This is a genomic window from Reyranella sp. (assembly GCF_004297265.1).
Classification (GTDB): Bacteria; Pseudomonadota; Alphaproteobacteria; order Reyranellales; family Reyranellaceae; genus Reyranella.
In genome coordinates this window covers 253,256-277,878 of the sequence record NZ_SCUT01000003.1, presented here as the reverse complement: position 1 = coordinate 277,878, position 24,623 = coordinate 253,256, and the positions used below count along the sequence as shown (strand labels likewise).

Here is a 24,623-nt window from a genome sequence, read left to right as displayed (position 1 = left end):
CGGTCGTGGCGAGGCAGCCCAGCAGCATCGGCTCGTTGAGATCGCCCATGTGGCCGATGCGGAACATCTTGCCCATCATCTTGCCGAGCCCGCCGCCCAGCGACAGGTTGAAGCGATCGATGGCGGCCTTGCGCATCGGGTCGGAACTGATGCCCTCGGGCATGACGACCGCCGTCACCGAATTCGAAAGGCGCTCCTCGTTCTGGCAGAAGAGCTGCGGCCCCTTGCCGTCGGAGCCCCAGACGCGCACCGCGGCGCGGGTCGCCTCGGCGAGACGGGCATGGCGCGCGAACACCGCGTCGAGGCCTTCCTCCTCCAGCATCTTCAGCGACTCCTGCAGGCCGAAGAACATGTGCACGGGCGCGGTGCCGACGAACTTCTGCGGCGCGCGGCCGGTCATCATCTCCCAGCTCCAGTAGTGGCGCGGCGTCTTGGACTTGCGCGACACTTCCAGTGCTTTGTTGCTGACGCCGGTCAGCGACATGCCGGTGGGCAGCATCAGGCCCTTCTGGCTGCCGCCGACCGTGAGGTCGATGCCCCAGGCGTCCATCTTGTATTCCATGCTGGCCAGCGAGGAGATCGTGTCGCTGAGCAGCAGGGCGGGATGCTTGGCCTCGTCGATGGCGCGGCGCACTTCGGCGATCGGCAGGACCATGCCCGTCGCGGTCTCGTTGTGGACGGTCAGGACGGCCTTGATCCTGTGTTCCTTGTCGGCGGCGAGGCGCTCGGCGACCCTGGAAATGTCGGCGCCCTTGCGCTGGTCGGCGGCGAGCAGCTCGACCTTGATGTCGAGATGATGCGCCATCTCGGTCCAGCTCTCGGAGAAGTAGCCGGTCTCGACCATCAGCACGGTTTCACCGGGCGAGAACAGGTTGGCGAGGGCCGCTTCCCAGGCGCCGTGGCCGGTCGAGGAATACATGAACAGGTTCTGGTCGGTCTTGAGCACCCGCTTCACGCCGTTGTGGCAGGCATGATGGATGGCGACGAACTCGTCCGACATGAAATCGATTACGGGCCGGTCCATCGCACGAAGGATGCGGTCGGGAATGTTGGTCGGGCCGGGATTGTTGAAGAATTGGCGGCCACGGGGCTTGGCGTTCACGGCGTTCCTCCACCTTGGGACGGCGAACTTTGGCGCGAGGCCCTTGGCGAAACAAGCGAGACAAGCGATGCTCAGCCATTAGCTGGATTGAGGGCAAGTATGACCGTGCAAGAGAAAGATTCATCGCAGACGAACTCGGCCGTGGTCGCCGACTACAAGGCGAAGACGGGCAAATCGGCGGCCCTGTTCGAGCGCGCCCACAAGGTGCTGCCGAGCGGCATCACCCACGACGCGCGCTACCTCGATCCTTATTCGATCCACGTGTCGCGCGCCGCGGGACCGCGCAAGTGGGACGTCGACGGCAACGAGTATGTCGATTACTTCGGCGGCCACGGCGCCATGCTGCTCGGCCATTCGCATCCCGCCGTCGTCGAGGCGGTGAAGCGCCAGATCGAACTCGGCACGCATTACGGTTCGAGCCACGAGCTGGAAGTGCGCTGGGCCGAGCTGGTGTGCGAGCTGACGCCCTGCGCCGAGCGCGTGCGCTTCACCGCATCGGGCACCGAGGCCTCGCACATGGCGATCCGCCTCGCGCGCGCCCACACGGGCAAGGACAAGATCGTCCGCTTCCTCGGCCACTTCCATGGCTGGCACGACCATGTGACGGCCGGTGCGGGTGCGACCTATGACGGTGGCACCACGCCCGGCGTGCCGCAGGAGGTGAGTTCGCTCTCGATCGTCATGCCGAGCAGCGATGTCGCCGCGGTCGTGAAGGTGATCGAGGAGCGCGACGACATCGCCGCCGTGATGTTCGAACCGTCGGGCGCCTCGTGGGGCCAGGTGCCGCTGCCGCCGGGCTTCATCCAGGCGGTACGCGACGCCACGGCGAAGAAGGGCGTGGTCATGCTGATGGACGAGGTCATCACCGGCTACCGCTGGTCCTCGGGCGGCGCGCAGAAGGCGTTCGGTATCACGCCGGACCTCTGCATCCAGGCCAAGATCGTGGCCGGCGGCCTGCCGGGCGGCGCGGTCTCGGGCAAGCGGGAGATCATGGACCGGATCGATCATGCCGCGACCGCGGCCCGCAAGATCGAGCGCATCCTCCATCCCGGCACCTTCAACGCCAACCCGCTGTCGGCCGCCGCGGCCGTCACCGCGCTGTCGCTGGTGCGCGACGAGGACCTGGCCGAGAAGGCCAACAGGACGGCGGCCGAACTGCGCAAGGCGCTGACCGAGGTGCTGGTGCAGGAAGGCGTGCCGTGGGGCATCTACGGCCAGAGCTCGACCTTCCTGATCTATCCCAATCCGTTCGGCGATTCGATCGATCCCGCGACCTTTGATCCGCTCACGGTGCCGATCGAGAAGCTCAAGGGCGCGCGCGGCGCCGGCCCGCTCACCGGCAAGATCCGCATGGGTCTGATGACCCACGGCGTCGACGTCATGGGCGCCCCCGGCGGCTTCGTCTCGGCCACGCACGGCGGTGCCGAGATCGAGAAGACGGTTCACGCGCTGCGCCAGACCATCCGTGCGCTGAAGGCCGAACGCGAAGTGAAGGCGGCTTAGGCGGCTGGGGGCGCGCGACTCCAGTCGCGCGTCTTCGTTGCTGAAAAAATGATCGCGCCACTTAAGACCGGAGGTTACTCCGCTCGCAGTGGCGCGCCCCCGGCGGGAGACCAAACATGTACGGAATGACTAAGCCCGTCCGGGCGACTGAGTTCACGCGGCTGCCGGAGAGGTTCCGCAAGCCGTCGCGCACCGCGTGGGGCGATACCAATGCGGTGGGCCAGCTGCTCGACTCCTTCCTCGAAGGACCGAGCTTCGATCGCGCCGGCAATCTCTACGTCACCGACATTCCGTTCGGGCGCGTCTTCCGCATCGACCCGGCGGGCGAATGGACGCTGGTGACCGAATACGACGGCTGGCCGAACGGGCTGAAGATCCACAGGGACGGCCGCATCTTCATCACCGACTACAAGCGCGGCATCGTCCTGCTCGATCCCGATACCGGCACGGTGACGCCGCTCCTCGAGACGCGCGGCTCGGAGAGCTTCAAGGGCGTCAACGATCTCTTCTTTGCCGCCAACGGCGATCTCTATTTCACCGACCAGGGCCAGACCGGTCTGCACGACCCGACCGGCCGCGTCTACCGCTACGGCACGGACGGCAGGCTCTCCATGCTGGTGAACACCGTGCCGAGCCCCAACGGGCTGGTGATGAACAAGGCGGAGACCGTCCTCTATGTCGGCGTCACGCGCGGCAATGCCGTCTGGCGCCTGCCCCTGATGGGCGACGGGACGGCGAGCAAGGTCGGCCTGTTCATCCAGATGAGTGGCGGCCATGCCGGTCCCGACGGCATGGCGCTGGACGAGGAGGGCGGGCTGGTGATCGCCCATCCCAGCACGACGGCCTGGCGCTTCGATTCGCTCGGCCGCCCGACGCACCACGTCGATTGCGGCGACGATATCTACTGCACCAACGTCGCTTTCTCAGGCAACGACCTCTATGTCGTCGTGTCGCGCCGCAGCGAGAAGGTCGCGGCCGGCACCATCCTCAAGGCGACCATGCCGGTCGCCGGCAAGGCGATGTTCTCGCACGCCTAGGCTTGGTTACACTTCCGCGGTCGGGTCGTAGCCGTAGTCGAAGGTCAGCTCCTCGCCGCTGGAGAGACGGCGTATGGACCACGTCTCGATCATCCAGCGATCGTGGACCTGGATCATCCGCCATTCGCAGTTCGGCTCCGGATCGTGGTTGATCAGGGAGATATGCCCGATCGCCACAAGGCCGCGTGTGGAGCAGACAGGATGGTCGAAGTAGTTTCCGTTCAGGACCGTCTCGGTGACGTGCTTGATGTCCCGCTTGGGCAGCTCCCAGGTAAAGCAGTCATCGATCTTGGTGCGCGGATCGATGGTGGAGCAGGCGGTGAGCCCGAGACCACGACCCGGTATTGCCGTGACCTGATACGGTCGGACGGTCAGAGGGGTTTTAATGCGCTTCACGTGCTGGCAGCTTCTGAAACTCTAGGTACGCGCAAGCGGCCTTCTTCTTCCCGAACAGCCGCATGCAGACAATGAGGTGGCAATACTCGATCCCCCTGTTGCCGATCAAGTGTCCGAAGCTCCCGGAGTAGCAATGGCCGTGCCGATCATCGGCAAGAGCGTGTATGGTCGGGCGCAATGATCATCATCAGCAAGCTCGCACCGTCCGACCGCGTGCAATGGGAAGCTCTGTTCCGTGCCTACATGGATTTCTACGAGCGCACGCTCCCACAGGCGATGTACGACCGCGCCTGGGCCGAGTTCGCGAAGGACACGCGCATGCACGCGCTGGGCGCCCGGCTCGACGGACGCCTGGTCGGCATCACGCACTTCCTGATCCACGCCAACACCTCGTCGGACGATGTCTGTTACCTGCAGGACCTCTTCACCGAGGCCGATGTGCGCGGCAAGGGCGTGGCACGCGCGTTGATCCAGGCGGTCGCCGACTGGGCGAAGTCGCAGGGCTGCCCGCGGCTCTACTGGCAGACGCAGGCCGGCAACGCGACGGCGCGCCTCCTCTACGACAAGATGGCCGTGAACCGCGGGTTCATTCGCTACGATATTGAGCTGACTTAACGCCTGCCCTTGCCGATATGGGCGACGGCCTCGATCTCGACGAGGATTTCCGGCGCCGCCAGCGCGCTCACCTCGACCAAAGTCGAGGCCGGGAAATCGCCGGTGAAGAACTCGCGGCGTGCCTGCCAGACCTTGGTGTTGTTGGCGATCTCGGTGAGGAAGATCGTGATCTTCACCACGTCCGACATGGCGCCGCCGGCGGCTTCGACCAGGGACTTGATCTTGCCGAAGATCACCTTGGCCTGGGCATATTCGTCCATCGCGCCCAGCGCCTTGGGATCGGCGCCGCGCGCGGTCATGCCGGAGACATAGGCGACGCCATCGACCACGAGGCAGTTCGACCAGCGCTCGGGCGGCGGCTCGGCGACGTCGGGCGAGGTCACGCGGCGGATGGTCATGTCGTCCTCCTGTATCTGGCTATCCGGGTTTGGCGCCGGAAGCTTTCACGACCGGCGTCCACTTGTCGATCTCGCCCTGGATGAAGCGCGTTACCTCGGCAGGCGTCATGGTGCTGCCCTCGGCGCCGATCTCCTCCCAGCGCTTGATGACGGCGGGCTCCTTCAGCACGGCCTGCATCTCCGTGGCCAGCCGGTCGACAATCGGCTGCGGCGTCTTCGCCGGCACCGAGATGCCGAACCAGGAATAGGAGATCAGGTCGGGATATCCCAGCTCCTTCATGGTCGGCACGTCGGGGAAGGCGGGGCTGCGGGTCTCGCCGCTGACCGCCAGCGCCGTCACCTTGCCGGCCTTGATGTGCGGTGCGGCCGAAGGCAGCGAATCGAACATCACCGGCACATTGCCGGCGATCGTGTCGATCATGGCAGGTCCGGCGCCGCGATACGGGACGTGGACCAGGCCGGCGCTGATCACCTGCTCGAGGCGCGCGCCCAGCAGGTGGTTGCTCGAGCCCGCGCCCGAGGTCGCGTAGGAGACCTTGCCGGGATTGGCCTTCGCGTAGTCGATGAACTCCTTGAAGGTCTTGGCCTGGAAGTTCGGGTTGGCGACCAGGACGCTGGGATTGGTCGAGGCGATGGAGACATGGATGAAGTCGCCCATCGGATCGAAGTCGGCTCCGCCATAGAGGGTGGGCGAGATCGACAGGCCGGAGATCACCGACATCAGCAGCGTGTAGCCGTCGGGTGGAGACTTGGCGACGATCGCCGTGCCGACCATGGCACCCTTGCCGGGCTTGTTGTCGACGATGATGTTCTGACCAAGCCGCTGGCCGAGATACTCGGCGACCATGCGCGCCACGACGTCGGTGGTGCCGCCGGGTGCATAGGGCACGACGAGCTTGATGGGCTTGCTGGGCCATGGCGCGGTTTGCGCGGCGGCGGGGGTGGCGGCGACGGCGAGCGTCGCGGCGACGAAGGAGCGGCGGTTGAGCATGTGCGGAGTATACTTGGGGCATGAGCGATCCCAAGGTCCTGTTCTCCGCCCTTTTCGAACCGCGACGTGTCGCGCTGATCGGCGCGTCGTCGGATGTCACCAAAACGACTTCGCGGCCTCAACGCTTCCTGCGCAAGCATGGTTTCACCGGCGAGATCCTGCCCGTCAATCCGTCGCGTAGCGAAATACTGGGCGAGAAAGCCTACAAGGATCTCGACGCGATCCCCGGCGACATCGATCACGCCTATATCCTGCTGAACGGCGCGGCAGCGGTGCAGGCGCTTGCCGATTGCGGCCGGCGCGGCGTCAAGGTGGCGTCGATCCTGGCCGGCGGCTTTGCCGATGCGGGCGCCGCCGGCGCCTCGCTGCAGGACGATCTCGCGAAGGTCGTGCGCGAGACCGGCATCCGTCTGGTCGGGCCCAACAGCATCGGCACGGTGAGCACCGATCCCGCCATCGCGCTCACCGCCAATGCCGCCTTCGCCGTGGAAAAGCTTCGCGCCGGGAATTGGGCCGTCGTGAGCCAGAGCGGCAGCCTGATCGGCGCCCTGCTGTCGCGCGCCGACGCACGCGGCATCGGCTTCTCGCGGCTGATCTCCGTCGGCAACGAGGTCGACCTTGCGGTGGGCGAGATTGCGGATCTGCTGGTCGACGATCCGAAGACAAAGGCCATCCTGTTGTTCATGGAGACCCTGCGTGACGGCGAGCGGCTGGCGCGCGCGGCGCGGCGGGCGCATGAGGCCGGCAAGCCCGTGATCGCCTACAAGCTCGGTCGGTCCGATATCGGCCAGGAACTCGCAAAGTCGCACACCGGCGCCATTGCCGGTTCCGATGCGACGTTCGATGCGTTCTGCCGCCGACACGGCATCGCCCGCGTCTCGATGTTCGAATCGCTGATCGACGTGCCGTCGCTGCTGGTCGGGCACGCAAATCCACGGCGTGGCGGGCGTCGCGTCGCGGTGGCGACCACGACGGGTGGCGGCGCGGCGATGGTGGTCGACAGCATGGCGGTGGCCGGCCTCGACATCGTTGGTCCGCCGCGCAATCTCGTCGAGTGGTTGAAGCCGCAGGGCATCGCGGCCGGTGACGGCAAGCTGGTCGATCTCACCCTGGCCGGCGCCAAGCCCGAGATCGTGGCGGGCACGATCGAGCGGCTGCTGGCCCACGACGGCAACGATGCGGTGATCTTCGTGGTCGGCTCCTCGGCGCAGTTCAATCCCGAACTCGCGGTCGAGCCGCTGCTGCGCTTCGCCAGATCGGCCAAGCCCTTCGCGGTGGCGCTGACGCCGGCGGCGGAGAAGTCGCTGGCGCTGCTGACGGCGGCGGGCGTGCCGGCGTTTCGCCATCCCGAGTCCTGTGCCGAGGCGATGGCGCTCTGTCTTCTGCGCACACCGCCGCAACCTGTGCCGCGTCTCGAAGAACCGTCACTGGAGGCGATCTCGGCTCTGCAGGCCGGCCGCGAATCGGGTTTCGACGAGCGCCGTGCCGCCGATTTCTTCGCCGCGCTGGGCATGCCGATGGCGAAGTCGGTGGCGGTCCCGGATGCCCGGCGTATCGCCGCCGCCGTCGCCGAGGTCGGCGGGCCGGTGGTGCTCAAGATCCTGTCGGTTGACATCCCACACAAGACGGAAGCGGGAGGCGTGGCGCTGGGCATTCCCGACGGTCAGACCGCCGCCGTTGCCGCGCGCGAGATCGAGAAGCAGGTGAAAGCCTACGCGCCCGACGCGCGGCTGCAGGGCTTCCTGGTGCAGAAGATGGAGCGCGGGCTGGTCGAGGTGATCCTGGGTTACCGTCGCGATCCCTTGGTTGGTCCCACCATCACCGTCGGCCTCGGCGGCGTGCTGGCCGAGATCTACAAGGACGCCTCGACGCGTCTCGCCCCGGTCGACGCGGCCGAGGCGATGCAGATGATCGCCGAGGTGAAGGGCCTCGCGACCGTGCGTGGCTATCGCAACATGCCGAAGGGCGATGTCGCGGCGTTGGCGAAGGCGATCGCGGCGTTTTCGAGTCTGGCGCACAGGCAATTCGCCGGCGTGGCCGAAGCGGAGATCAATCCGCTGCTGGTGAAACGCGATGGCGAGGGCGTCGTCGCGGTCGACGGGCTGGTCGTGCTGGCCTGAGGGGCGTTGCTGCGTCAGTGACGCTGCGGCCGGTCCATGAGCTGGCGGAAATCGTCGAGGACGAAGTAGGTGTTCTGCAGCCGGTCGATCTCGTAGGGCCGGTTCATCGCGACCGACGCATCGAAGGGCACGCGCTCGACGCCTTCGCCCTCGAGCGCGTGCTTAACCTCGGCGGCCGAGGATAGAATGCCGGCGCCATACGCCTTCAGCCCCTGCGCGGTGCGGATCAGGCCGAACTCCACGGTGAACCAGTAGAGCCGGGCCAGCAGATGGACGTCTGGGCCGGCTTCGACGCCGCGGCGGCCATACTCCTGCATGTAATCCGCGAACACGGGATTGGTGAGCAGCGGCACGTGGCCGAAGAAATCGTGGAACAGGTCGGGTTCGACCAGATAGTCGATCTCCTCGCGCTTGCGGATCCATACCGTCACCGGAAAGCGGCGATGGGCGAGATGATCGTAGAAAGCCGCATCCGGGATCAGCCCGGGTACGCCGACGATGCGCCAGCCGGTCAGCGGCTCCAATCGCGCGTTCACCTCTGCGAAATCGGGGATGGTGTCGCCCAGCCCGATCGCGTCGAGGCCCGCCAGGAATTCGGCACAGGCATATCGCTCGGCCAGCGCGCGCTGACGCTGGACCAAAAGGCGCCACACCGCCTGTTCCTCTTCGGAATGGAGGTCGGGATGCTGCGGTACGGTCCAGTCCGGCGCCATGCCAGCATAGTCGCCACGCAGATTGTCGAGGGGTGCAGTATCCATGACCTCAATATGGGCGCGCCCGGCTGGTGAATCCCGGCGAAGTTGAACTTCGGAAAGGCAGATTTGAGGGATATTATCCAATAAATATCCTCAAGAGAGTGATTATCACCATGGTCGAGCTCGATGACATAGACAGGCGCATCGTCGCCACCCTGCAGGCGGAAGGCCGGCTCCCGATGGTCGATCTGGCGGAACGGGTGGGCCTGTCGCCCACGCCCTGCCAGCGTCGGGTGAAGCGACTAGAGGAAGAGGGTGTGATCGACCGCTACGCCGCCCTGGTCTCGCCGGCGGCGCTGGGCCTCGCCCTGCAGGCCATGGTGCAAGTGACGCTGGAGGATCATTCCGAGAAGACCGTCGACGCGTTCGAGGCGGCCATCCGCGCGCGGCCCGAAGTCGTGGCCTGCTATGCCATGACCGGCGACATGGATTTCCTGCTGCACGTGCTGGCGCCGGATCTCGCGAGCTTCAGCGACTTCGCGATGAAGGCACTGCTGCGCATGCCCGGCGTCCGCGGCACGCGCTCCTCCTTCATCATGCAGGCGGTGAAGAGCGATCTCGCCTGGGCGCCTCAATCACCAGCGAGCGTGCGCAGGTAGACCGGCCGGTCGATATTGCCGCCGCTCAGGATGAGGCCGATCCGCTTGCCCGCGAAACGGTCGCGTTCCTGCAGCAGCGCTGCGAGCGCGGCGGCCCCGGCGCCTTCCGTGAGCTGGTGCGTGTCCTCGTAATAGGCGCGCATCGCGGCGCCGATCTCGGCGTCGCTCACCTGCACGATGCGCTCCGCTCCCTTCAGGATGATCTCGAGCGCTCCGGCGTCCGGGCCACGCACCGCCATGCCGTCGGCCATCGTGTCGGCGCTGTTGGTCGCCACGACCTTGCCCGCGGCAAAGGAGAGCGCGTAGGCCGGCGCCTCGGTCGAGACGACGCCCACGATCTTCGTCTTGAGCCCCAGCGCGTCGCGTACGGCAATGGTGCCGCAGATGCCCGAGCCCAGTCCGATCGGCACATAGACCGTGTCGAGCGTCGGCGCAGCGCGGAACAGTTCGAGCGCGTAGGAGGCGACGCCCGCCACCAGGTCTCGATCGAACGACGGCACCATCGCAAGGCCGCGCTCGCCCGCGAGCTTGATCGCGGCGTCCTTGGCGGCATCGAAGTCGTGGCCGGCCTCGATCAGCTCGGCGCCGAAGGCGCGCATGGCGGCGTTCTTCTCGACCGAATTGCCATGGGGCACGACAATCGTGGCGGCGATGCCATTCCGCGCCGCCGCCAGTGCGATGCTCTGGCCGTGATTGCCGCGGGTGGCGCTGACGACGCCCTCGAGCTGCGGCGAGCTACGCTTCAGCCGGTCCATGTAGACCAGCCCGCCACGCACCTTGAAGGCGCCGGTCGGCGTGTGGTTCTCGTGCTTGACCCAGGTTTCGCAGCCCGTGCGGCGGGCGAGCAGGGGCCACGCATATTGTGCGGTGGGCGGCATCGCGGCATGCACGATTGCGGAAGCCGCTTCGATTTCGCTAAGGGACAACATGCCGTTCACTTTGGTCTAAGATGGCCGAGGTTCCAACCGGAGTACTCCATGCCCGTCCTGCCGCGTTCCCTCGAAATTCAGGCCGAGATTTCGGCGATCCGCCGTGACATCCACGCTCATCCCGAACTTGCCTTCGAGGAAAACCGCACCTCCGACGTGGTGGCGGCCAAGCTGGAGGAATGGGGCCTGGAAGTGACGCGCGGGTTGGGCAAGACCGGCCTGGTCGGGACCTTGCGCAAGGGAAATTCGCTGAAGTCGATCGGGCTGCGGGCCGACATGGACTGCCTGCCCATGGACGAGACCAACGATTTTGCGCACCGGTCGACGAACCCCGGCCGGATGCACGCCTGCGGCCATGACGGCCACACCGCCATGCTGCTGGGAGCCGCCAAGATGCTCAGCGAGACGCGGAACTTCGAGGGGGCGGTCCACTTTATCTTCCAGCCGGCCGAAGAGGGGGGCGGGGGGGCCAAGGTGATGATCGAGGACGGGCTGTTCGAGAAATTCCCCTGCGACGCGGTGTTCGCGATCCACAACAAGCCCGGCGTCCCGCTCGGCCATATCGTGACCAAGGGCGGGCCGCTGCTGGCGGCCGCCGACCGCTGGGACATCCGCATCACGGGCAAGGGCGGTCATGCCGCCCATCCGCATACCACGCTCGACCCGATGGTCGTCGGCGCCAATATCGTCATGGCACTGCAGACCATCGTCTCGCGCAACATCGACCCGATCGATTCCTCGGTCGTGACCGTCGGCTTCTTCCATGCGGGTTCCGCCTACAACGTCATTCCGGGCGACGTGCATATTGGCGGCACCACCCGCACGACGACTCCGGAAAACCGCGCGCTGGTGAAGCGGCGCATCGACGAGATCTGCGAGGGCGCGGCGAAGATGCACGGAGTGAAGATCGAGGTCGAGCACAAGCCGGGCTATCCGCCGACGGTGAACGACGTCGAGCAGGCCCGCTTCGCGGCCGACGTGGCGGCCGGCGTCTGCGGCGACCACGCGGTGAAGGACAATACCCGCCCCAGCATGGGCGCCGAGGATTTCTCCTACATGTTGGAGAAGGTGCCGGGCGCCATGGTATGGCTGGGCAATGGCGGCGACTCGGTGAGCCTTCACAACTCCCGTTACGACTTCAACGACATGGCGATCCCCTTCGGCGTAAGCTTCTTCGTGCGCACCGTCGAGCGCTTCCTCGACCCGAAGGCAGCCTAGAGAGAACGGACGCGGACGAACCTCATGGAATTCTTCCGCGTCTATGGCCGTGTCATCGGCCTGTTGCGGGCCGAGAAGGGCCTCGCCATCACGCTCGCCATCGCGAACATCGCGGTGGCCGGCCTGCAATTCTATGAACCCGTGCTGTTCGGCAAGGTCATCGACCTGCTGAGCAACGCGCGCGACCGGCCGGTCGACCAGCTCTGGCACGATGCGCGTTATATCCTGGGCCTCTGGGCGCTCGTCGGCCTCGGCGGCATCGTGGCCAACATGGTTGTGTCGCTGCAGGCTGACCGCATGGCCCATCGTCGCCGCCTGGGCGCAATGGCGACCTACTTCGAGCATCTGCTGATGCTGCCCTTCTCGTTCCACAACGCCCAGCATTCCGGCCGGCTGATCAAGATCATGCTGACCGGCGTCGACAACCTGTTCGGCATCTGGCTGTCGTTCTTCCGCGAAAACCTCGCGACCCTGGTGGCGCTGTTCGTCATGCTGCCGCTCAGCATGTTCATGAACTGGCGGCTGGGGTTCCTGTTGCTGGTCCTGATTCTCGTCTTCGCCGTTACCAACGTCTGGGTCGTGAGTCGCACCGACCGCCTGCAGAAAAAGGTCGAGGACCTTCACAGCGAGCTGGCGGGCCGGGCCGGCGACGCGCTGGGCAACATCAACCTCATCCAGAGCTTCGTGCGGCTGGGCGCGGAAACCAGCGAAATGCACCGCATCATCGGGCAGACCCTGCAGGCACAGTTCCCGGTGCTGAACTGGTGGGCGCTGCTGTCGGTGATGACGCGCGCCGCCTCGACGGTCACCGTGATCGCGATCTTCGTGCTCGGCACCTGGCTCTACACCCGCGGCGAGGCGACGGTCGGCGAGATCGTGAGCTTCATGGGCTTCGCCACCATGCTGATCGGCCGCATGGACCAGGCCTCGGGCTTCGTCAGCCGCATCTTCTTCCAGATGCCGTCGCTGGGCGATTTCTTCCGCGTGCTGGATTCGCAGTCGAGCGTGCCGGACAAGCCGAACGGCATCGACATCGGTCGCGTCCGCGGCGACGTCGAATTCGACGACATCAACTTCTCCTACGACGGCAAGCGTCCGGCGCTGGTCCATTTCTCGCTCAAGGTCCCGGCGGGCTCGACGGTGGCCTTCGTCGGCCCGACCGGCGCCGGCAAGAGCACCGCGCTGTCGTTGATGCACCGCATGTGGGACGCCCAGTCGGGCGTGATCCGCATCGACGGCGTCGACCATCGCGATATCAAGCTGGAATCGCTGCGGCGCAACATCGGCGTGGTGTTCCAGGACAGCACCATGTTCTACCGCTCGATTGCCGACAATCTGCGCATCGGCAAGCCCGATGCCACGCAGGCCGAACTGGAGGAGGCCGCCAAGCTCGCTGAGGCGCACGACTTCATCATGCGCCAGCCGCAGGGTTACGAGACTTTGGTCGGCGAACGCGGCACCACCCTTTCGGGCGGCGAACGTCAACGCCTCGCAATTGCCCGGGCGCTGCTCAAGAATCCGCCGATCCTGATCCTCGACGAGGCGACCAGCGCACTCGACTCCGTCACCGAGGCGCGCATCCAGAAGGCGTTGAAGGTCCTGATGCAGGGTCGCACCACTTTCGTGATCGCCCATCGCCTGTCGACCATCCGCGATGCCGACCAGGTCGTCGTGTTCGAGCACGGCCGGGTCGTCGAGCAGGGCGCCTACCAGGCACTGATCGGCCAGGGCGGGGCCTTCGCGCGCCTCGTGGCCACGCAGCAGGCTGGCATAGAATCTGCCTGATATCCCCTTGGCGGGCGTGAAATGTCCGCCTAAGAGTCGCCGACAGGGAACCCAGGGGGATCAAGAAGATGAGCAAATTCGCCAAGATGCTGGGCGGTGCGGCAGCCGTTGCGCTGGCGCTCGGGAGCTTCCCGGCCAATGCCCAGACTGCCATCAAGTTCACCCTGGACTGGGTCTTCCAGGGCCCGACCTCGCCGTTCCTGGTGGCGCTGGAGAAGGGCTACTACAAGGCCGAGGGCCTCGACGTCACGATGGACCCCGGCCAGGGCTCGGCCGGCGCGGTGCAGCGCGTGGCCACGGGTGCCTACCAGATCGGCTTCGCCGACGTGAATTCGACCATCGAATACAATGCCAAGAACCCGGGCAAGGAAGTGCTCTGTGTGTTCATGGTCTACGATTTCGCGCCGTTCGGCGTCTATGCGCTGAAGAAGAGCGGCATCAAGACGCCGAAGGACCTCGAGGGCAAGAAGCTGGGCGCTCCGGTGTTCGACGCCAGCTTCCGCCTGTTCCCGGCCTTCGCCAAGAAGAACGGCATCACCAAGTGGGAGCACGTCAACCTGACGCCCCAGCTGCGCGAGCAGAGCCTGGTCCAGGGCACGGTCGACTTCATCTCCGGCCACTATTTCTCCTCGATGCTCGACCTCAAGGCGCGCGGCGTGGCCTTCGAGGACATCGTGGCGATGCGCTTCGTCGATTTCGGCATGGACGTCTACGGCAACGGCGTCGTCGTCTCCGGCGAGATGGCCAAGAACGAGAAGGCCGTGAAGGGCTTCCTCGCCGCCACGATGAAGGGCTGGAAGGACGTCATCGCCAACCCGCAGCTCGGCATTGCCGCCGCCAAGAAGCGCGATCCGCTGATCGACGAGAAGCTCGAAATGGAGCGCCTCAAGATCTCCCTGGAGACCAACATCCTGACCCCCTGGGTCAAGGCCAACGGGATGGGCGACGTCGACCCGGTCCGCTTCGCGCGCGCCGTCAAGGACGTCTCCGAGGCGTTCGGCCTGCCGAACGCGCCGGCCCCGGACAAGGTGTTCAGCAACGCCTACCTGCCGCCCAAGGCCGACCGGATGGTGTCCAAGTAAGCGACCGGGCCCGAGGCAATGGCCTTCGTCGATCTCAAGGGCGTCAGTCTCACCTACCGGCTCGGCAAGGACACGACGCTGGCTCTTGCCGATGCCACGCTGGGCATCGACAAAGGCGAGTTCATCGCCGTCGTCGGACCGTCGGGCTGCGGCAAGTCCACCATCATGAAGCTGGTCACCGGGCTCCTGCCGCCGTCGGGCGGTGAGATTGCGGTGGACGGAAAGAAAGTGACGGGGCCGATCAAGGGCGTCGGCATGGCGTTCCAGAACCCGACCCTGATGCCGTGGCGCACGACCATGAACAACATCCTCCTGCCCATGGAGGTGGTCGAGCCGCACAAGCGTCGTTTCCGCAGCCATCGCGCCGAGTATGTCGAGCGCGCGATGAAGCTGCTGAAGACCGTCGGCCTCGCCGATTTCGCCGACAAGTACCCCTGGCAGCTTTCGGGCGGCATGCAGCAGCGCTCGAACCTGTGCCGTGCGCTGATCCACGAGCCCGAGCTGCTGATGCTCGACGAGCCGTTCGGGGCGCTCGACGCCTTCACGCGCGAGGAACTGTGGGGCGTCATGCAGGCGCTGTGGCTGGAGAAGCGTTTTACGGGCGTGCTGGTGACGCACGACCTGCGCGAGGCCGTCTATCTCGCCGACACCGTCTATGTGATGAGCCGCCGGCCCGGCCGCATCGTGCTGGCGAAGAAGATCGACATCCCGCGGCCGCGCACGCTTGCCACCACCTTCGAGCCGCACTTCGTCGACATCGTCCACGAACTGCGCGACCGCATCCACCAGGAGCACGCGCCATGAGCGACCTCCGGCGCGAGGCGCTGAAGCACGCCATGCCGTGGCTGGTCCTGGCGGCCCTGCTGATCGTCTGGGAAGTCTGCTGCATCGTTTTCCAGGTGCCGGAGATCATCCTGCCCAGGCCGACCAAAATCTTCGCGGTGTTCGTCCAGCGCTTCGACATCCTGATGGCCTATTGCTGGGACACGTTGTGGACCACGACGATCGGCTTCCTGCTGGCGATCGCGGGCGGCCTGCTGCTGGGTCTCGCTGTCGGCGCTTCGCCCTTCGTCTATTCCGGCCTCTATCCGCTGCTGATCGCCTTCAACGCCATCCCCAAGGTCGCGATCGTGCCCATCCTGATGATCTGGGTCGGCGTCGGTTCGCTGCCGGCCGTCATCACAGCCTTCGTGATCAGCTTCTTCCCCATCGTGGTGAACGTCGCGACCGGCCTCGCCACCATCGAGCCCGAGATGCGCGACGTGCTGCGCAGCCTTGGCGCCTCGCGACTGGAGATCCTGACCAAGGTCGGCATCCCGCGCGCCATGCCCTACCTGTTCGCCAGCCTCAAGGTCGCGATCACCTTGGCCTTCATCGGTTCCGTGATCTCCGAAACGGTGGGCGGCAACAACGGCATCGGCTTCCTGATGCTGTCGGCCAGCGCCCGCAACGACGCGCCGACCACCTTCGCCGGCCTGTTCGCCATCGCCATCATGGGGGTCGCCATGTACGCGGTCTGCGCCATGGTCGAGAAGCGCATGACCCGCTGGGCCTTCCGCGGCGAGATCGTCGCCTAGCCGCAAAAGCAAAAGGGCCGCCATTTCCCTGGCAGCCCGCTATCGCGCATAGAGTAGGCGAAAACAAACAGTCTGGCAACGCACGGCGCATCGTAATAGATGACATCCCCTTCGCGACCCAAGGGGACTGTGATGACCGCCTGCGGACTTGATTTCGGCACGTCGAATTCGGCGATCGGCGTGGTGCGTGACGGCACCGCGACGCTGGCCCCCGTGGAAGGCGACAATACGCTGTTGCCGAGTGCTGTGTTCTTCGACCAGGAGACCAAGGGCCGCGTGCTGCTGGGCGAGGCCGCCATCGCGGCCTATGTCGATCACACCGAAGGCCGCCTGATGCGGGCGCTGAAGTCGATCCTGGGTTCGTCCCTGATCGACGAGGAGACCAGTCTCGGCGGCCGCAAGGTGCCGCTCACCAAGGTGGTCGAGATCTTCGTGCAGAACCTCAAGCACAAGGCCGAGGCGTTCGCAGGGGAGGAGATCACCTCCGTCGTGATGGGCCGCCCGGTGCGCTTCGTCGATGACGACGACACGGCGGATGCGCGGGCGCAGGCGGTGCTGGAGCGGGTGGCGCGCGAGGCCGGCTTTCGCGACATTGCTTTCGCCTACGAGCCCATCGCGGCGGCGCATCACTACGAGCAGACCGTGCAACGCGAGGAGCTGGTGCTGATCGCCGACATCGGCGGCGGCACCAGCGACTTCTCGATCGTGCGCGTCGGCCCGGGACGCCGCGACCGCACGGACCGCAGCGGTGACGTGTTGGCGACATCGGGCGTGCGCATCGGCGGTACCGACCTCGACACCGCGCTTTCGCTCACGTCGGTGATGCCGCTGCTCGGCCTCGGCACGCAGCTGGTCGCGAAGAATCTGCCGATGCCGAACGCGATCTATCACCAGCTCGCGACCTGGGCGACGATCAACTTCGCCTACACCTATCGCAACGAACGCGAGGTCGGCGAACTCCAGTCGCTCGCCGCCGAACCGGAGAAGGTGGCGCGCCTGCTGAAGCTCGTGCACGAAGGCCTCGGCCATCGCGTCGCCTTCGCGGTCGAGGATGCCAAGATCGCGTTGAGCGCCGAGGACCGCGCCGCCATCCCGCTGGCTTTCCTCGAGGCCGGCCTCTCGGCCCTCGCCACGCGCCACGAGTTCGATCGTGCGATCGGCACCGCGACGGAGCGGCTCTACAAGGCTGCGGGCGGCTGCATCGCCGCCGCCGGTCTCAAGCCCGAGGCGATCGAAACGATCTTCCTCACCGGCGGTTCGAGCCGCGTCCCCGCCGTGCGCACCGCCGTCGCGCGGGCGTCCCCGTCGGCGCGCATCGCCGGCGGCTCCGACCTCCTCTCCGTCGCCCTCGGTCTCGCGCAGATGGCGGGGCGTGCGGTCTGACCGACGATTAAACCTGCGAATCGAAGAAGGCGTCGGCGTCGTCGGTTTCGACCAGCCGGCCCTTGCGAATCTCCAGGAACCGCGTGGCGACGGTGCGCGTGAAGAAGCGGTCGTGGCTCACGAAGAGGCACGATACGTCGCTCTTCTCGAGCTGCGCCTCCAGGTCTTCCTGGCCCTCGATGTCGAGATGGTTGGTCGGCTCGTCGAGCACGTAGAAGTTCGGCCGCAGGAGCTTCATCTTCAGGAACACGAGCCGCGCGCGCTCGCCGTGGCTCAGCACGCCGATCGGCTCCTTGAGGCGCACGAAGGCGAAGCCGGCGCCGGCGAGTTGGTGCACCGCGTCCTTCTCGGTGACGCCCTCGGCCTGGACGACATAGTCGAGGATCCTGGTCGCGACCGGCAGCTCGCTCATCGCCTGGTCGAAATAGACCAGCCGGCAGGCCGGATTGAAGCGCACGGCGGCCTGGCCGTCGTAATGCTCGCGGCCGGGCTCGTAGGCCGCTGCCAGCGCGGAAAGAAGCGTCGACTTGCCGGTGCCGTTGGTGCCGAGCAGGGCCACGCGCTCACCCGCTGCTATGGCGAGGCGATCGATGCCGATCAGCTTGCGGTCCCCGCCGGGAACCATCACGTCGAGGTTCGAGAGGCGCAGCGCCACCTTGGCGTCGATGTCGCCGTCGGCCAGTTCGAGCCGTCGCTCGCGCGCGACATAGGTCTGCGTGCGTTCCTTCTCGATGCGCGCGATGCGGCTTTCGACGGCGTTCTTGCGCTTGTTGAGGTCGGGGTTCTTGACCGCCCAGACCTTGTAGCGCGCCGCGGCCTGCTCCAGCCGCTTGATCTCGCGATCCTCCTGCCGTGCGCGCGCCGCCGCGGTGACGTCACGGCGCAGCAGCTCCTCGCGCGCGATCGAGAAGCGCGTCTTGAAGGTGTGCACGCCGTCGGCGCGCAGGAACAGCGTGCGCTCCGTCACACGGTCGAGAAACTCGCGGTCGTGGCTCACGATCAGCATCGGCACGGTGAACTCGCCCGTGAGCCAGCGCTCCAGCGTATTGATGTTGGCGAGGTCTAGATGGTTGGTCGGCTCGTCGAGGATCAGGATGTCCGGCTCTTCCAGACGCGCTGCTGCCGCGATCAGCATCAGCCGCTGCCAGCCGCCCGACAGGGTGCCGAACGGCTTGTCGAGGATTTCCGGATCGACGCCGATCTCGTCGACCAGCACGTCGATTCGCCAGTCCTCGCCGTCCTGGCCGACCTTGGCCAATGACTGGGCCAGCACCTCGCGCACCGACTGCCCGGCGAGGCCTTCGGGGACGTCCTGCGGCACCTGGCCGATGCGCAGGCCGCGCGAGCGGATCACCTGTCCGGCATTGAGTTCCAGCACGCCGGTCAGGCACTTGAGCAAGGTCGACTTGCCCGCGCCGTTCTCGCCGACCAACGCCGTGCGCGCATCGTCCAGCAGGAACGACACGTTCTCGAAGACACGGCCCGAGCCGTAGAAGAAGGAAGCCTGCTCCATGCCGAGCACGGCCTGACGCGATGCCATTGTCTGTCCTGACGCGAAAACGACCGCGCCTTTACCACCGCTCTGCGGCCGGCGCGAGGGGCAGATGGGCTCGCAGGCTTGCCGGATGGCGCTTCGCGTGAAAGCATTTCAACAAACAAGAACGTGGAGGGAAGCCCGATGGACGTCGGCATGATGATGGTGTTCACCAACTACGGTTGGGAGAATTGCTCCGACCAGCGCGTGTGGGACGAGGAGATCCGGCTGGCGCGGATCGCTGCCGATTCGGGTTTCGACTGCCTGTGGTCGGCCGAACATCATTTCAACGACTACTCGTTCGTCCCAGACAATCTCGCGCTGATGACCCATCTGACGGCGCTCTGCCCGAACATCGACGTCGGGACGGCCGCCGTCATCCTGCCCTGGCACGATCCGCTGAGGGTCGCCGAGAACGCCGCCGTGGTCGACCTGCTGAGCAAGGGGCGGCTGCGGCTCGGCATGGGACGCGGACTGGCGCGCCGCGAGTTCAACGCCTTCCGCATCAGCATGGACGAATCGCGCGGCCGCTTCGACGAAGCCGCGCCGATGATCGTCGAGGCGCTGAAGACCGGTTTCATGGAAGGCGACGGCAAGTACTACAAGCAGCCCCGCATCGAGATCCGGCCCAGGCCGCAGCATTCCTTCGACGGCCGTATCTATGCCGTGGCGTCGAGCGAGGATTCGATCGATTCGGCCGCCAAGCTCGGCGCCCACATGGTGATGTTCGCCGACCGGCCGTGGGAGATGCGCGCGCCGATGATCGAGAAAGGACGCCAGCTCCATCGCCAGTATCATGGCACCGAGCCGCCGCGGGTGATGCTGACCGAGTTCTGCGTCTGCGGGCCCGACGCCGCGACCATCGAGGACGAGGCGCGGCAGTACCAGGGCAAGTTTGTCGAGAGCAATTTCTACCACTACGAATTCCTCGGCGAGCACTTCAAGTCGGTGAAGGGCTACGACTCCTACCAGCAGAAGGCCGATCTCGCGCGCAAGGGCGGCGGTATCGAAGGCGCCATCACGGGCTTCATGCAGGCGGCGTCCTGGGGCACGCCGGACAAGATCCTGCGCGGGCTGGAGGCACGCCGCAAACTGCTCGGCGACTTCGAGATGAACGTCGCCTTCCGCTTCGGCGGCACGCCCTACGAGGTGAGCGAGCGCGGGCTGAAGCTGTTCGCCAAGGAAGTCCTGCCGGTCGTGAAGTCGTGGGGACCCATCAAGGCGGCGCAGGCGGCCTAGATCAGCACTCCATCCTTGGCGACGATGCGGCCTGCTTTGACGACGAGGCCGCGGCGTTTGCGGGTGGCGACGGCTTCGGCGAGCGTCGTGGCTTCGACCGTGACGAAGTCGGCGGGGCCGCCGACCTTGAAGCCGTAATCCTTGAGACCGAGTACGCGGGCGGCGGCCGCCGTGACCATGTCGAAGGCGATCGCCAGCTCGGCGTCGTGGCGGAAGTTGGCGCGGTAGCCGATCTGCATGGCACGGTCGAGCATGTCGCCGTTGCCGAAGGGCGACCAGGCGTCGCGGATATTGTCGGAGCCGCCGAACACTTCGACGCCATGCTCGCGCAGCAGCTTCAGCGGCGGAATGGTCGCGCCGCCCGGCCCATGGCTCATGATGGCGACGCCCGCCCGTGCGAGCCTATCGGCGGCGCGGGTGACGCTGTCGGTCGAGACCGAACCCAGCGCGAAGGCGTGGCTGACCGCGACCTTGCCTTGCAGGCCATTCGACTCGGTGCGCGCGGCGATGGCCAGGATCTGGGCCAGGCCGCCTTCGCCGCCATCGTGCAGGTGAATGTCGACACCCGCGCCGCGGCGGCTGGCGATGGCGAACACCGTATCGAGATGGGCGTCGAGGTCGCCGTCGATACCGACGGGATCGAGGCCGCCGACGAGATCCGCGCCCTGCGCGATCGCCTCGTCGAGCAGCTCCGCGGTGCCGGGGGAGCGCAGAATGCCGCTTTGCGGGAAGGCCACGATCTCGATGGTGACGAGGCCCTGGAAATGCTCGCGGATCTTCAGCACCTCGTCGAGGTTTTTGAGACCGAGCTGGTTGTCGATGTCGACATGACTGCGCATGTGAAGCGTGCCGCTGGCCACGATCTGGCGCACCAGGTTCGAGCCGGTCTCGAACTCGGGCACGGTGCGTGCCGCGCGCACCCGGCGCTCGGCCTCGATACGGTCGGAGACTTGGTTGCCGGCGGATTGATTGGGCACCCACGGCAAGCCGAGCAGCGTCTTGTCGAGATGGATATGGCCGTCGACCAGCGGCGGCAGCACGAGCGTGCCGCCGAGATCGATTGTGTCTGCGCCGGAAGCCGCGACCGAGGCCGGGAGGAGGGCGGAGATCCGCCCTGCCTCGACCTCGATATCGTGCCGGCTGCCATCGGGCAGCGTGGCGTTGGTGAAGCGCACGCTCGTGATCGCCTTACTTGGCAGCCGTCGGGCCGCCTTCCTTGCGCGTCTGGGACACCGCCTCGCGCGCGGCCTTGGCCATCAGGCCGGCGTCATTGGCGATGGTAACGAGCTGGAAGCCCATGTGGATCATCTTCGCGGCGTAGCTACCGGTGCCGTTGTGCAGGCCGGCGAATTGGCCGCGCTTCTTGGTGGCGGCGAGCAGCTTGTCGTAGATCGACAGGATCTGCGGCTCCTCGCGGTCGAGCATCGGCTTCAGGCCGAGCGACAGGCCGAGGTCGGACGGTCCGATATAGATGCCGCTGACGCCCGGCACGTCGAGGATGGCGTCGATATTGTCGATCGCTTCCTGAGTCTCGATCATCGGGATGATCAGCACCTCGTCATTGGCCATCGCCTGGTAGGGAGTTGCCTCGCCATAGGCGCCGGCGCGGATCGGGCCGTTGGAGCGCTTGCCCTTGGGCGGATAGAGCGCATAGGAGACCAGGGCCTTGGCTTCGGCCGGCGTGTTCACCATCGGGCAGATGACGCCCCAGGCGCCGCCGTCGAGCACCTTGCCGACGATGCCGGGCTCGTTCCATGGCACGCGCACCAGCGGGGTGATCGGATGCTTGTCCATCGCCTGGAAGCAGCGAACCATCGAGAGATAGTCCTGAACGCCATGCTGCATGTCGACGGTGACGCTGTCCCAGCCGCACTGCGCCATGGTCTCGGCGGCGAAGCCATCGGGGATCGCCAGCCATCCATTGACGCAGGCCTTGCCGGCCTGCAGCCGCTTCTTCAGCATGTTCGACATCGATGCGTTTCCTCGTGATTTGAGAACGGGCAAGTTTACACGGCGGCGGGGGATGGTGTGACGCTTTTGTCGCTGCGGGCGGGCCGGCTGGCCGTCGATCTGGCACCGGAGGCGGGCGGTTCGATCGCGCGATTTGCGATGGAGGGCGTGGGCGATCTGCTGCGCCCGGCCTCGAACGCGGCCCTCGCTACGGGCACCGGAAAAGATACGGCCTGCTATCCGCTCGTGCCATTTTCCAACCGCATCGCGAACGGCCGTCTCGCCATCGGCGATGAGGTCATCCAGCTGCGCGCGAACTGGCCCGGCGTACGTCATCCGATGCACGGCGACGGCTGGGCGCAGGCGTGGAACGTGGTGCACCACGACCCGCATTCGGCCGAACTGGCCTATGTCCACGCGCGCGGTGCGGGGGCTGCAGGCTGGCCGTTCTGCTACCGCGCCCGCCAGACCTTCGCGCTCCATGAAACAGGACTGACGGTCGGTCTTTCGATCCAGAACCTCGAAGATCGCGATGTGCCGGCGGGGCTCGGGCTGCACCCTTTCTTCGTGTGCAATGCCGATACCGAGCTCGCCTGTCGCCTCGCGGGCGTCTGGCGGACCGATCCGGAGGTCTTGCCGCTGCAGCGCGTGCCGGTGCCGGCGGAGTGGGATTTCTCGCGCTCGCGCCGGGTCGACGGGATGGGGCTCGATCATTGTTTCGATGGCTGGGATGGGGAGGCGACCGTCACATGGCCGCAACGTGGACTTCGCCTCGTCCTGTCCGCGACGGAGGCATTTCGTCATCTGGTGATCTATGTTCCCGACGGCCAACGGTATTTCTGTGTCGAGCCGGTGAGTCACGCCAACGGCGCGGTCGGGCAAACCCGGCTGACGGCGGGCGCCACGCTCGGCGGCGAGATCTCGTTCAGGCTGGTCCAAATTTAGAGGAACCTCATGCCGCCCTTCGCTTCCTACCCCAGCCTCTCGGGTCGCACCGTCTTCGTCTCCGGTGGCGGTTCGGGCATCGGTGCCTCGGTCGTCGAGCACTTCGCCGAGCAGGGCGCCAAGGTCGGCTTCGTCGACATCGACGAGGCGGCCTCGAAGGCGCTGGTCGAGAAGATCGAGGCCCGGCGCCACACCGTGCCGCTGTTCGTGCCGTGCGACATCCGTGACGTGGCGGCCTATCAGCGGGCCATCGAAGGCGTGGCAGCGAAGCTCGGGACCATCACGGTGCTGGTGAACAACGCCGCGCGCGACGACCGGCACACGCTCGGCCAGGTGACGCCGGATTTCTGGGACGAGCGCATCGCGGTCAACCTGCGCCACGCATACTTCGCCATCCAGGCGGTGGCGCCGGCGATGAAGAAGGCGGGCGGCGGCTCGATCGTGAATTTCAGCTCTGTGAGCTATCACACGATGACGCCCAATCTCTCCGTCTATCAGGCGGCCAAGGCCGCCGTGATCGGCATGACGCGCGGCCTTGCGCGCGACCTGGGCGGCGACGGCATCCGCCTCAATGCCGTGACGCCTGGCTGGATCATGACCCAGCGCCAGCTCGACCTCTGGGTGACGCCGGACGCCAAGGCCGCGCAGCTGGGCGCCCAATGCCTGAAGGAGTTGCTCTATCCGCCGGACATCGCGCGCATGGTCCTGTGGCTCGCCGCGGACGACAGCCGCCTGGTGACGGCCCAGAACTTCGTCGTCGATGGAGGCCGAATGTGAACACAGCTGCCATCGCCTCGCTGCCGAGGCGCTTCTTCCACGGCTGGGTGCATCTGTTTCGGCATCTGCTTCCGCCAACCCTGTATTTTTTCGTCGCCTTCAATCTGATCGTCTTCACCACCAACCTGTTGGCGCGTGACTACTGGTTCAATCTCAGCAGCTTCATGCTGGCCAGTACGATGGCGCTGGTCGTCGGCAAGGTGGTGCTGGTCGTCGACAAGGTTCGCATCATCGACAAGTTCCGCGGCGCCCCGCTGATCCAGCCGATCCTCTACAAGACGATCTTCTATTCCCTGGTCGTTACGATCGTACGCTTCCTGGAAAAGGTCCTGGACGTCGCATTCGACGCGCACAGTCTCGACCAGATCTACCGGATGGTGCTGGTCGACTTCACCTGGCATCGCTTCGTCGCGGTACAGGTCTGGATCTTCGTCTGCTTCCTGCTCTACGTGACCGCCAGCGAGATCAACGCGCTGGTCGGCGACGGCCAACTCAGGCGTCTCTTCTTCCATCACCGGTCGTCGGAATACGGCCTGACGCGCCGCCAGCATATCCGTGCGCTGACGGAGATCAGCCGGCTGGCGCGCGACACGCCGCGCGACCGGTTGCTCGATCCCACCACGCCGCAGGGCAGCCGCTTGGCCGAGCTGATCGACCGGCTGCGGCGGCGCAACGCCTGACGACGGGC

General features: G+C 66.2%; 24 protein-coding genes. 15 read left to right on the top strand and 9 right to left on the bottom strand.

Features of this window, described 5'->3' with window-relative positions; translation table 11 throughout:
* On the bottom strand, positions 1-1,102 hold a 1,102-nt coding region (locus EPO41_RS01625), incomplete at its 3' end, for an aminotransferase class V-fold PLP-dependent enzyme (protein WP_296319533.1).
* Positions 1,103-1,201: 99 nt separating this feature from the next.
* On the opposite strand from EPO41_RS01625, the gene EPO41_RS01620 reads away from it, so the two are divergent.
* Both EPO41_RS01620 and EPO41_RS01615 read left to right on the top strand, forming a co-directional pair.
* Positions 1,202-2,605, top strand: a complete 1,404-nt coding sequence (locus tag EPO41_RS01620; RefSeq protein WP_296319531.1) for an aminotransferase class III-fold pyridoxal phosphate-dependent enzyme — start codon at positions 1,202-1,204, stop codon at positions 2,603-2,605.
* 116 nt (positions 2,606-2,721) lie between these two features.
* Positions 2,722-3,642: an SMP-30/gluconolactonase/LRE family protein gene (locus tag EPO41_RS01615; RefSeq protein ID WP_296319529.1), complete on the top strand. Its 921-nt coding sequence runs from the start codon at positions 2,722-2,724 to the stop codon at positions 3,640-3,642.
* A 6-nt stretch (positions 3,643-3,648) separates the two neighbouring features.
* Here EPO41_RS01615 and EPO41_RS01610 read toward each other — a convergent pair whose 3' ends face one another.
* Positions 3,649-4,038 carry an SET domain-containing protein-lysine N-methyltransferase gene (locus EPO41_RS01610; RefSeq protein WP_296319526.1) on the bottom strand — a complete coding sequence of 130 codons (390 nt, stop codon included), beginning with the start codon at positions 4,036-4,038 and terminating at the stop codon, positions 3,649-3,651.
* A gap of 177 nt (positions 4,039-4,215) precedes the next feature.
* Between EPO41_RS01610 and EPO41_RS01605 the strand changes: the two genes are divergently transcribed.
* Positions 4,216-4,653, top strand: coding sequence for a GNAT family N-acetyltransferase (locus tag EPO41_RS01605; protein WP_296319524.1), 438 nt, complete (start codon positions 4,216-4,218; stop codon positions 4,651-4,653).
* Here EPO41_RS01605 and EPO41_RS01600 read toward each other — a convergent pair.
* Together EPO41_RS01600 and EPO41_RS01595 are read right to left on the bottom strand one after the other, a co-directional pair.
* Positions 4,650-5,051 (bottom strand): RidA family protein, encoded by a 402-nt coding sequence (locus EPO41_RS01600; RefSeq protein ID WP_296319518.1) that lies wholly within the window; start codon positions 5,049-5,051, stop codon positions 4,650-4,652. The genes EPO41_RS01605 and EPO41_RS01600 overlap by 4 nt on opposite strands.
* 19 nt (positions 5,052-5,070) lie before the next feature.
* The gene (locus EPO41_RS01595) at positions 5,071-6,042 is read right to left on the bottom strand and encodes a tripartite tricarboxylate transporter substrate binding protein (protein WP_296319516.1); all 972 of its coding nucleotides are present in this window, start codon (positions 6,040-6,042) and stop codon (positions 5,071-5,073) included.
* Between the two features lie 20 nt (positions 6,043-6,062).
* On the opposite strand from EPO41_RS01595, the gene EPO41_RS01590 reads away from it, so the two are divergent.
* The gene (locus EPO41_RS01590; protein WP_296319514.1) at positions 6,063-8,162 is read left to right on the top strand and encodes an acetate--CoA ligase family protein; all 2,100 of its coding nucleotides are present in this window, start codon (positions 6,063-6,065) and stop codon (positions 8,160-8,162) included.
* A 14-nt stretch (positions 8,163-8,176) separates the two neighbouring features.
* Here EPO41_RS01590 and phhA read toward each other — a convergent pair whose 3' ends face one another.
* On the bottom strand, positions 8,177-8,920 hold the full coding sequence (gene phhA, locus EPO41_RS01585; RefSeq protein ID WP_296319512.1) for a phenylalanine 4-monooxygenase: 744 nt from the start codon (positions 8,918-8,920) through the stop codon (positions 8,177-8,179).
* 110 nt (positions 8,921-9,030) lie between these two features.
* Between phhA and EPO41_RS01580 the strand changes: the two genes are divergently transcribed.
* Positions 9,031-9,516 (top strand): Lrp/AsnC family transcriptional regulator, encoded by a 486-nt coding sequence (locus EPO41_RS01580; protein WP_296319511.1) that lies wholly within the window; start codon positions 9,031-9,033, stop codon positions 9,514-9,516.
* Here EPO41_RS01580 and EPO41_RS01575 read toward each other — a convergent pair.
* A complete protein-coding gene (locus EPO41_RS01575) occupies positions 9,489-10,445 on the bottom strand; it encodes a threonine dehydratase (RefSeq protein WP_296319508.1) in 957 nt (318 codons plus the stop codon). The genes EPO41_RS01580 and EPO41_RS01575 overlap by 28 nt on opposite strands.
* 48 nt (positions 10,446-10,493) lie before the next feature.
* Between EPO41_RS01575 and EPO41_RS01570 the strand changes: the two genes are divergently transcribed.
* From EPO41_RS01570 to EPO41_RS01545, 6 genes are all read left to right on the top strand, one after another.
* Positions 10,494-11,663 carry a M20 aminoacylase family protein gene (locus EPO41_RS01570; protein ID WP_296319506.1) on the top strand — a complete coding sequence of 390 codons (1,170 nt, stop codon included), beginning with the start codon at positions 10,494-10,496 and terminating at the stop codon, positions 11,661-11,663.
* A 24-nt stretch (positions 11,664-11,687) separates the two neighbouring features.
* Complete coding sequence (locus EPO41_RS01565) at positions 11,688-13,448, top strand: glucan ABC transporter ATP-binding protein/ permease (protein ID WP_296319505.1); 1,761 nt, start codon at positions 11,688-11,690, stop codon at positions 13,446-13,448.
* A gap of 68 nt (positions 13,449-13,516) precedes the next feature.
* Positions 13,517-14,530 (top strand): ABC transporter substrate-binding protein, encoded by a 1,014-nt coding sequence (locus EPO41_RS01560; protein WP_296319503.1) that lies wholly within the window; start codon positions 13,517-13,519, stop codon positions 14,528-14,530.
* An 18-nt stretch (positions 14,531-14,548) separates the two neighbouring features.
* Positions 14,549-15,334, top strand: coding sequence for an ABC transporter ATP-binding protein (locus EPO41_RS01555; RefSeq protein WP_296319501.1), 786 nt, complete (start codon positions 14,549-14,551; stop codon positions 15,332-15,334).
* Positions 15,331-16,107, top strand: coding sequence for an ABC transporter permease (locus EPO41_RS01550; RefSeq protein WP_296319499.1), 777 nt, complete (start codon positions 15,331-15,333; stop codon positions 16,105-16,107). The genes EPO41_RS01555 and EPO41_RS01550 overlap by 4 nt, the downstream gene beginning before the upstream one ends.
* Positions 16,108-16,239: 132 nt before the next feature.
* Entirely contained in the window at positions 16,240-17,490 is a 1,251-nt protein-coding gene (locus EPO41_RS01545; RefSeq protein ID WP_296319497.1) for an Hsp70 family protein, read from the top strand.
* 7 nt (positions 17,491-17,497) lie between these two features.
* Here the strand turns inward: EPO41_RS01545 and EPO41_RS01540 are convergent, their stop codons facing one another.
* Positions 17,498-19,030 carry an ABC-F family ATP-binding cassette domain-containing protein gene (locus EPO41_RS01540; protein WP_296319495.1) on the bottom strand — a complete coding sequence of 511 codons (1,533 nt, stop codon included), beginning with the start codon at positions 19,028-19,030 and terminating at the stop codon, positions 17,498-17,500.
* 138 nt (positions 19,031-19,168) lie between these two features.
* Between EPO41_RS01540 and EPO41_RS01535 the strand changes: the two genes are divergently transcribed.
* Positions 19,169-20,263, top strand: coding sequence for an LLM class flavin-dependent oxidoreductase (locus EPO41_RS01535; RefSeq protein ID WP_296319494.1), 1,095 nt, complete (start codon positions 19,169-19,171; stop codon positions 20,261-20,263).
* On the opposite strand, the gene EPO41_RS01530 is transcribed toward EPO41_RS01535, so the two are convergent.
* Together EPO41_RS01530 and EPO41_RS01525 are read right to left on the bottom strand one after the other, a co-directional pair.
* Positions 20,260-21,438, bottom strand: coding sequence for an amidohydrolase family protein (locus EPO41_RS01530; protein WP_296319492.1), 1,179 nt, complete (start codon positions 21,436-21,438; stop codon positions 20,260-20,262). The genes EPO41_RS01535 and EPO41_RS01530 overlap by 4 nt on opposite strands.
* A gap of 13 nt (positions 21,439-21,451) precedes the next feature.
* A complete protein-coding gene (locus EPO41_RS01525; protein ID WP_296319490.1) occupies positions 21,452-22,234 on the bottom strand; it encodes an aldolase/citrate lyase family protein in 783 nt (260 codons plus the stop codon).
* Positions 22,235-22,291: 57 nt separating this feature from the next.
* Here EPO41_RS01525 and EPO41_RS01520 point away from each other — a divergent pair, with 57 nt between their 5' ends.
* Genes EPO41_RS01520 through EPO41_RS01510 form a run of 3 tightly spaced genes read left to right on the top strand, consistent with a single transcriptional unit; the run spans position 22,292 to position 24,615 of the window.
* Complete coding sequence (locus EPO41_RS01520; RefSeq protein ID WP_296319488.1) at positions 22,292-23,158, top strand: aldose 1-epimerase; 867 nt, start codon at positions 22,292-22,294, stop codon at positions 23,156-23,158.
* A gap of 9 nt (positions 23,159-23,167) precedes the next feature.
* Positions 23,168-23,935 (top strand): SDR family oxidoreductase, encoded by a 768-nt coding sequence (locus EPO41_RS01515; protein WP_296319486.1) that lies wholly within the window; start codon positions 23,168-23,170, stop codon positions 23,933-23,935.
* Positions 23,932-24,615 (top strand): hypothetical protein, encoded by a 684-nt coding sequence (locus EPO41_RS01510; RefSeq protein ID WP_296319484.1) that lies wholly within the window; start codon positions 23,932-23,934, stop codon positions 24,613-24,615. The genes EPO41_RS01515 and EPO41_RS01510 overlap by 4 nt, the downstream gene beginning before the upstream one ends.
* The last annotated feature ends 8 nt before the right edge of the window (positions 24,616-24,623 follow it).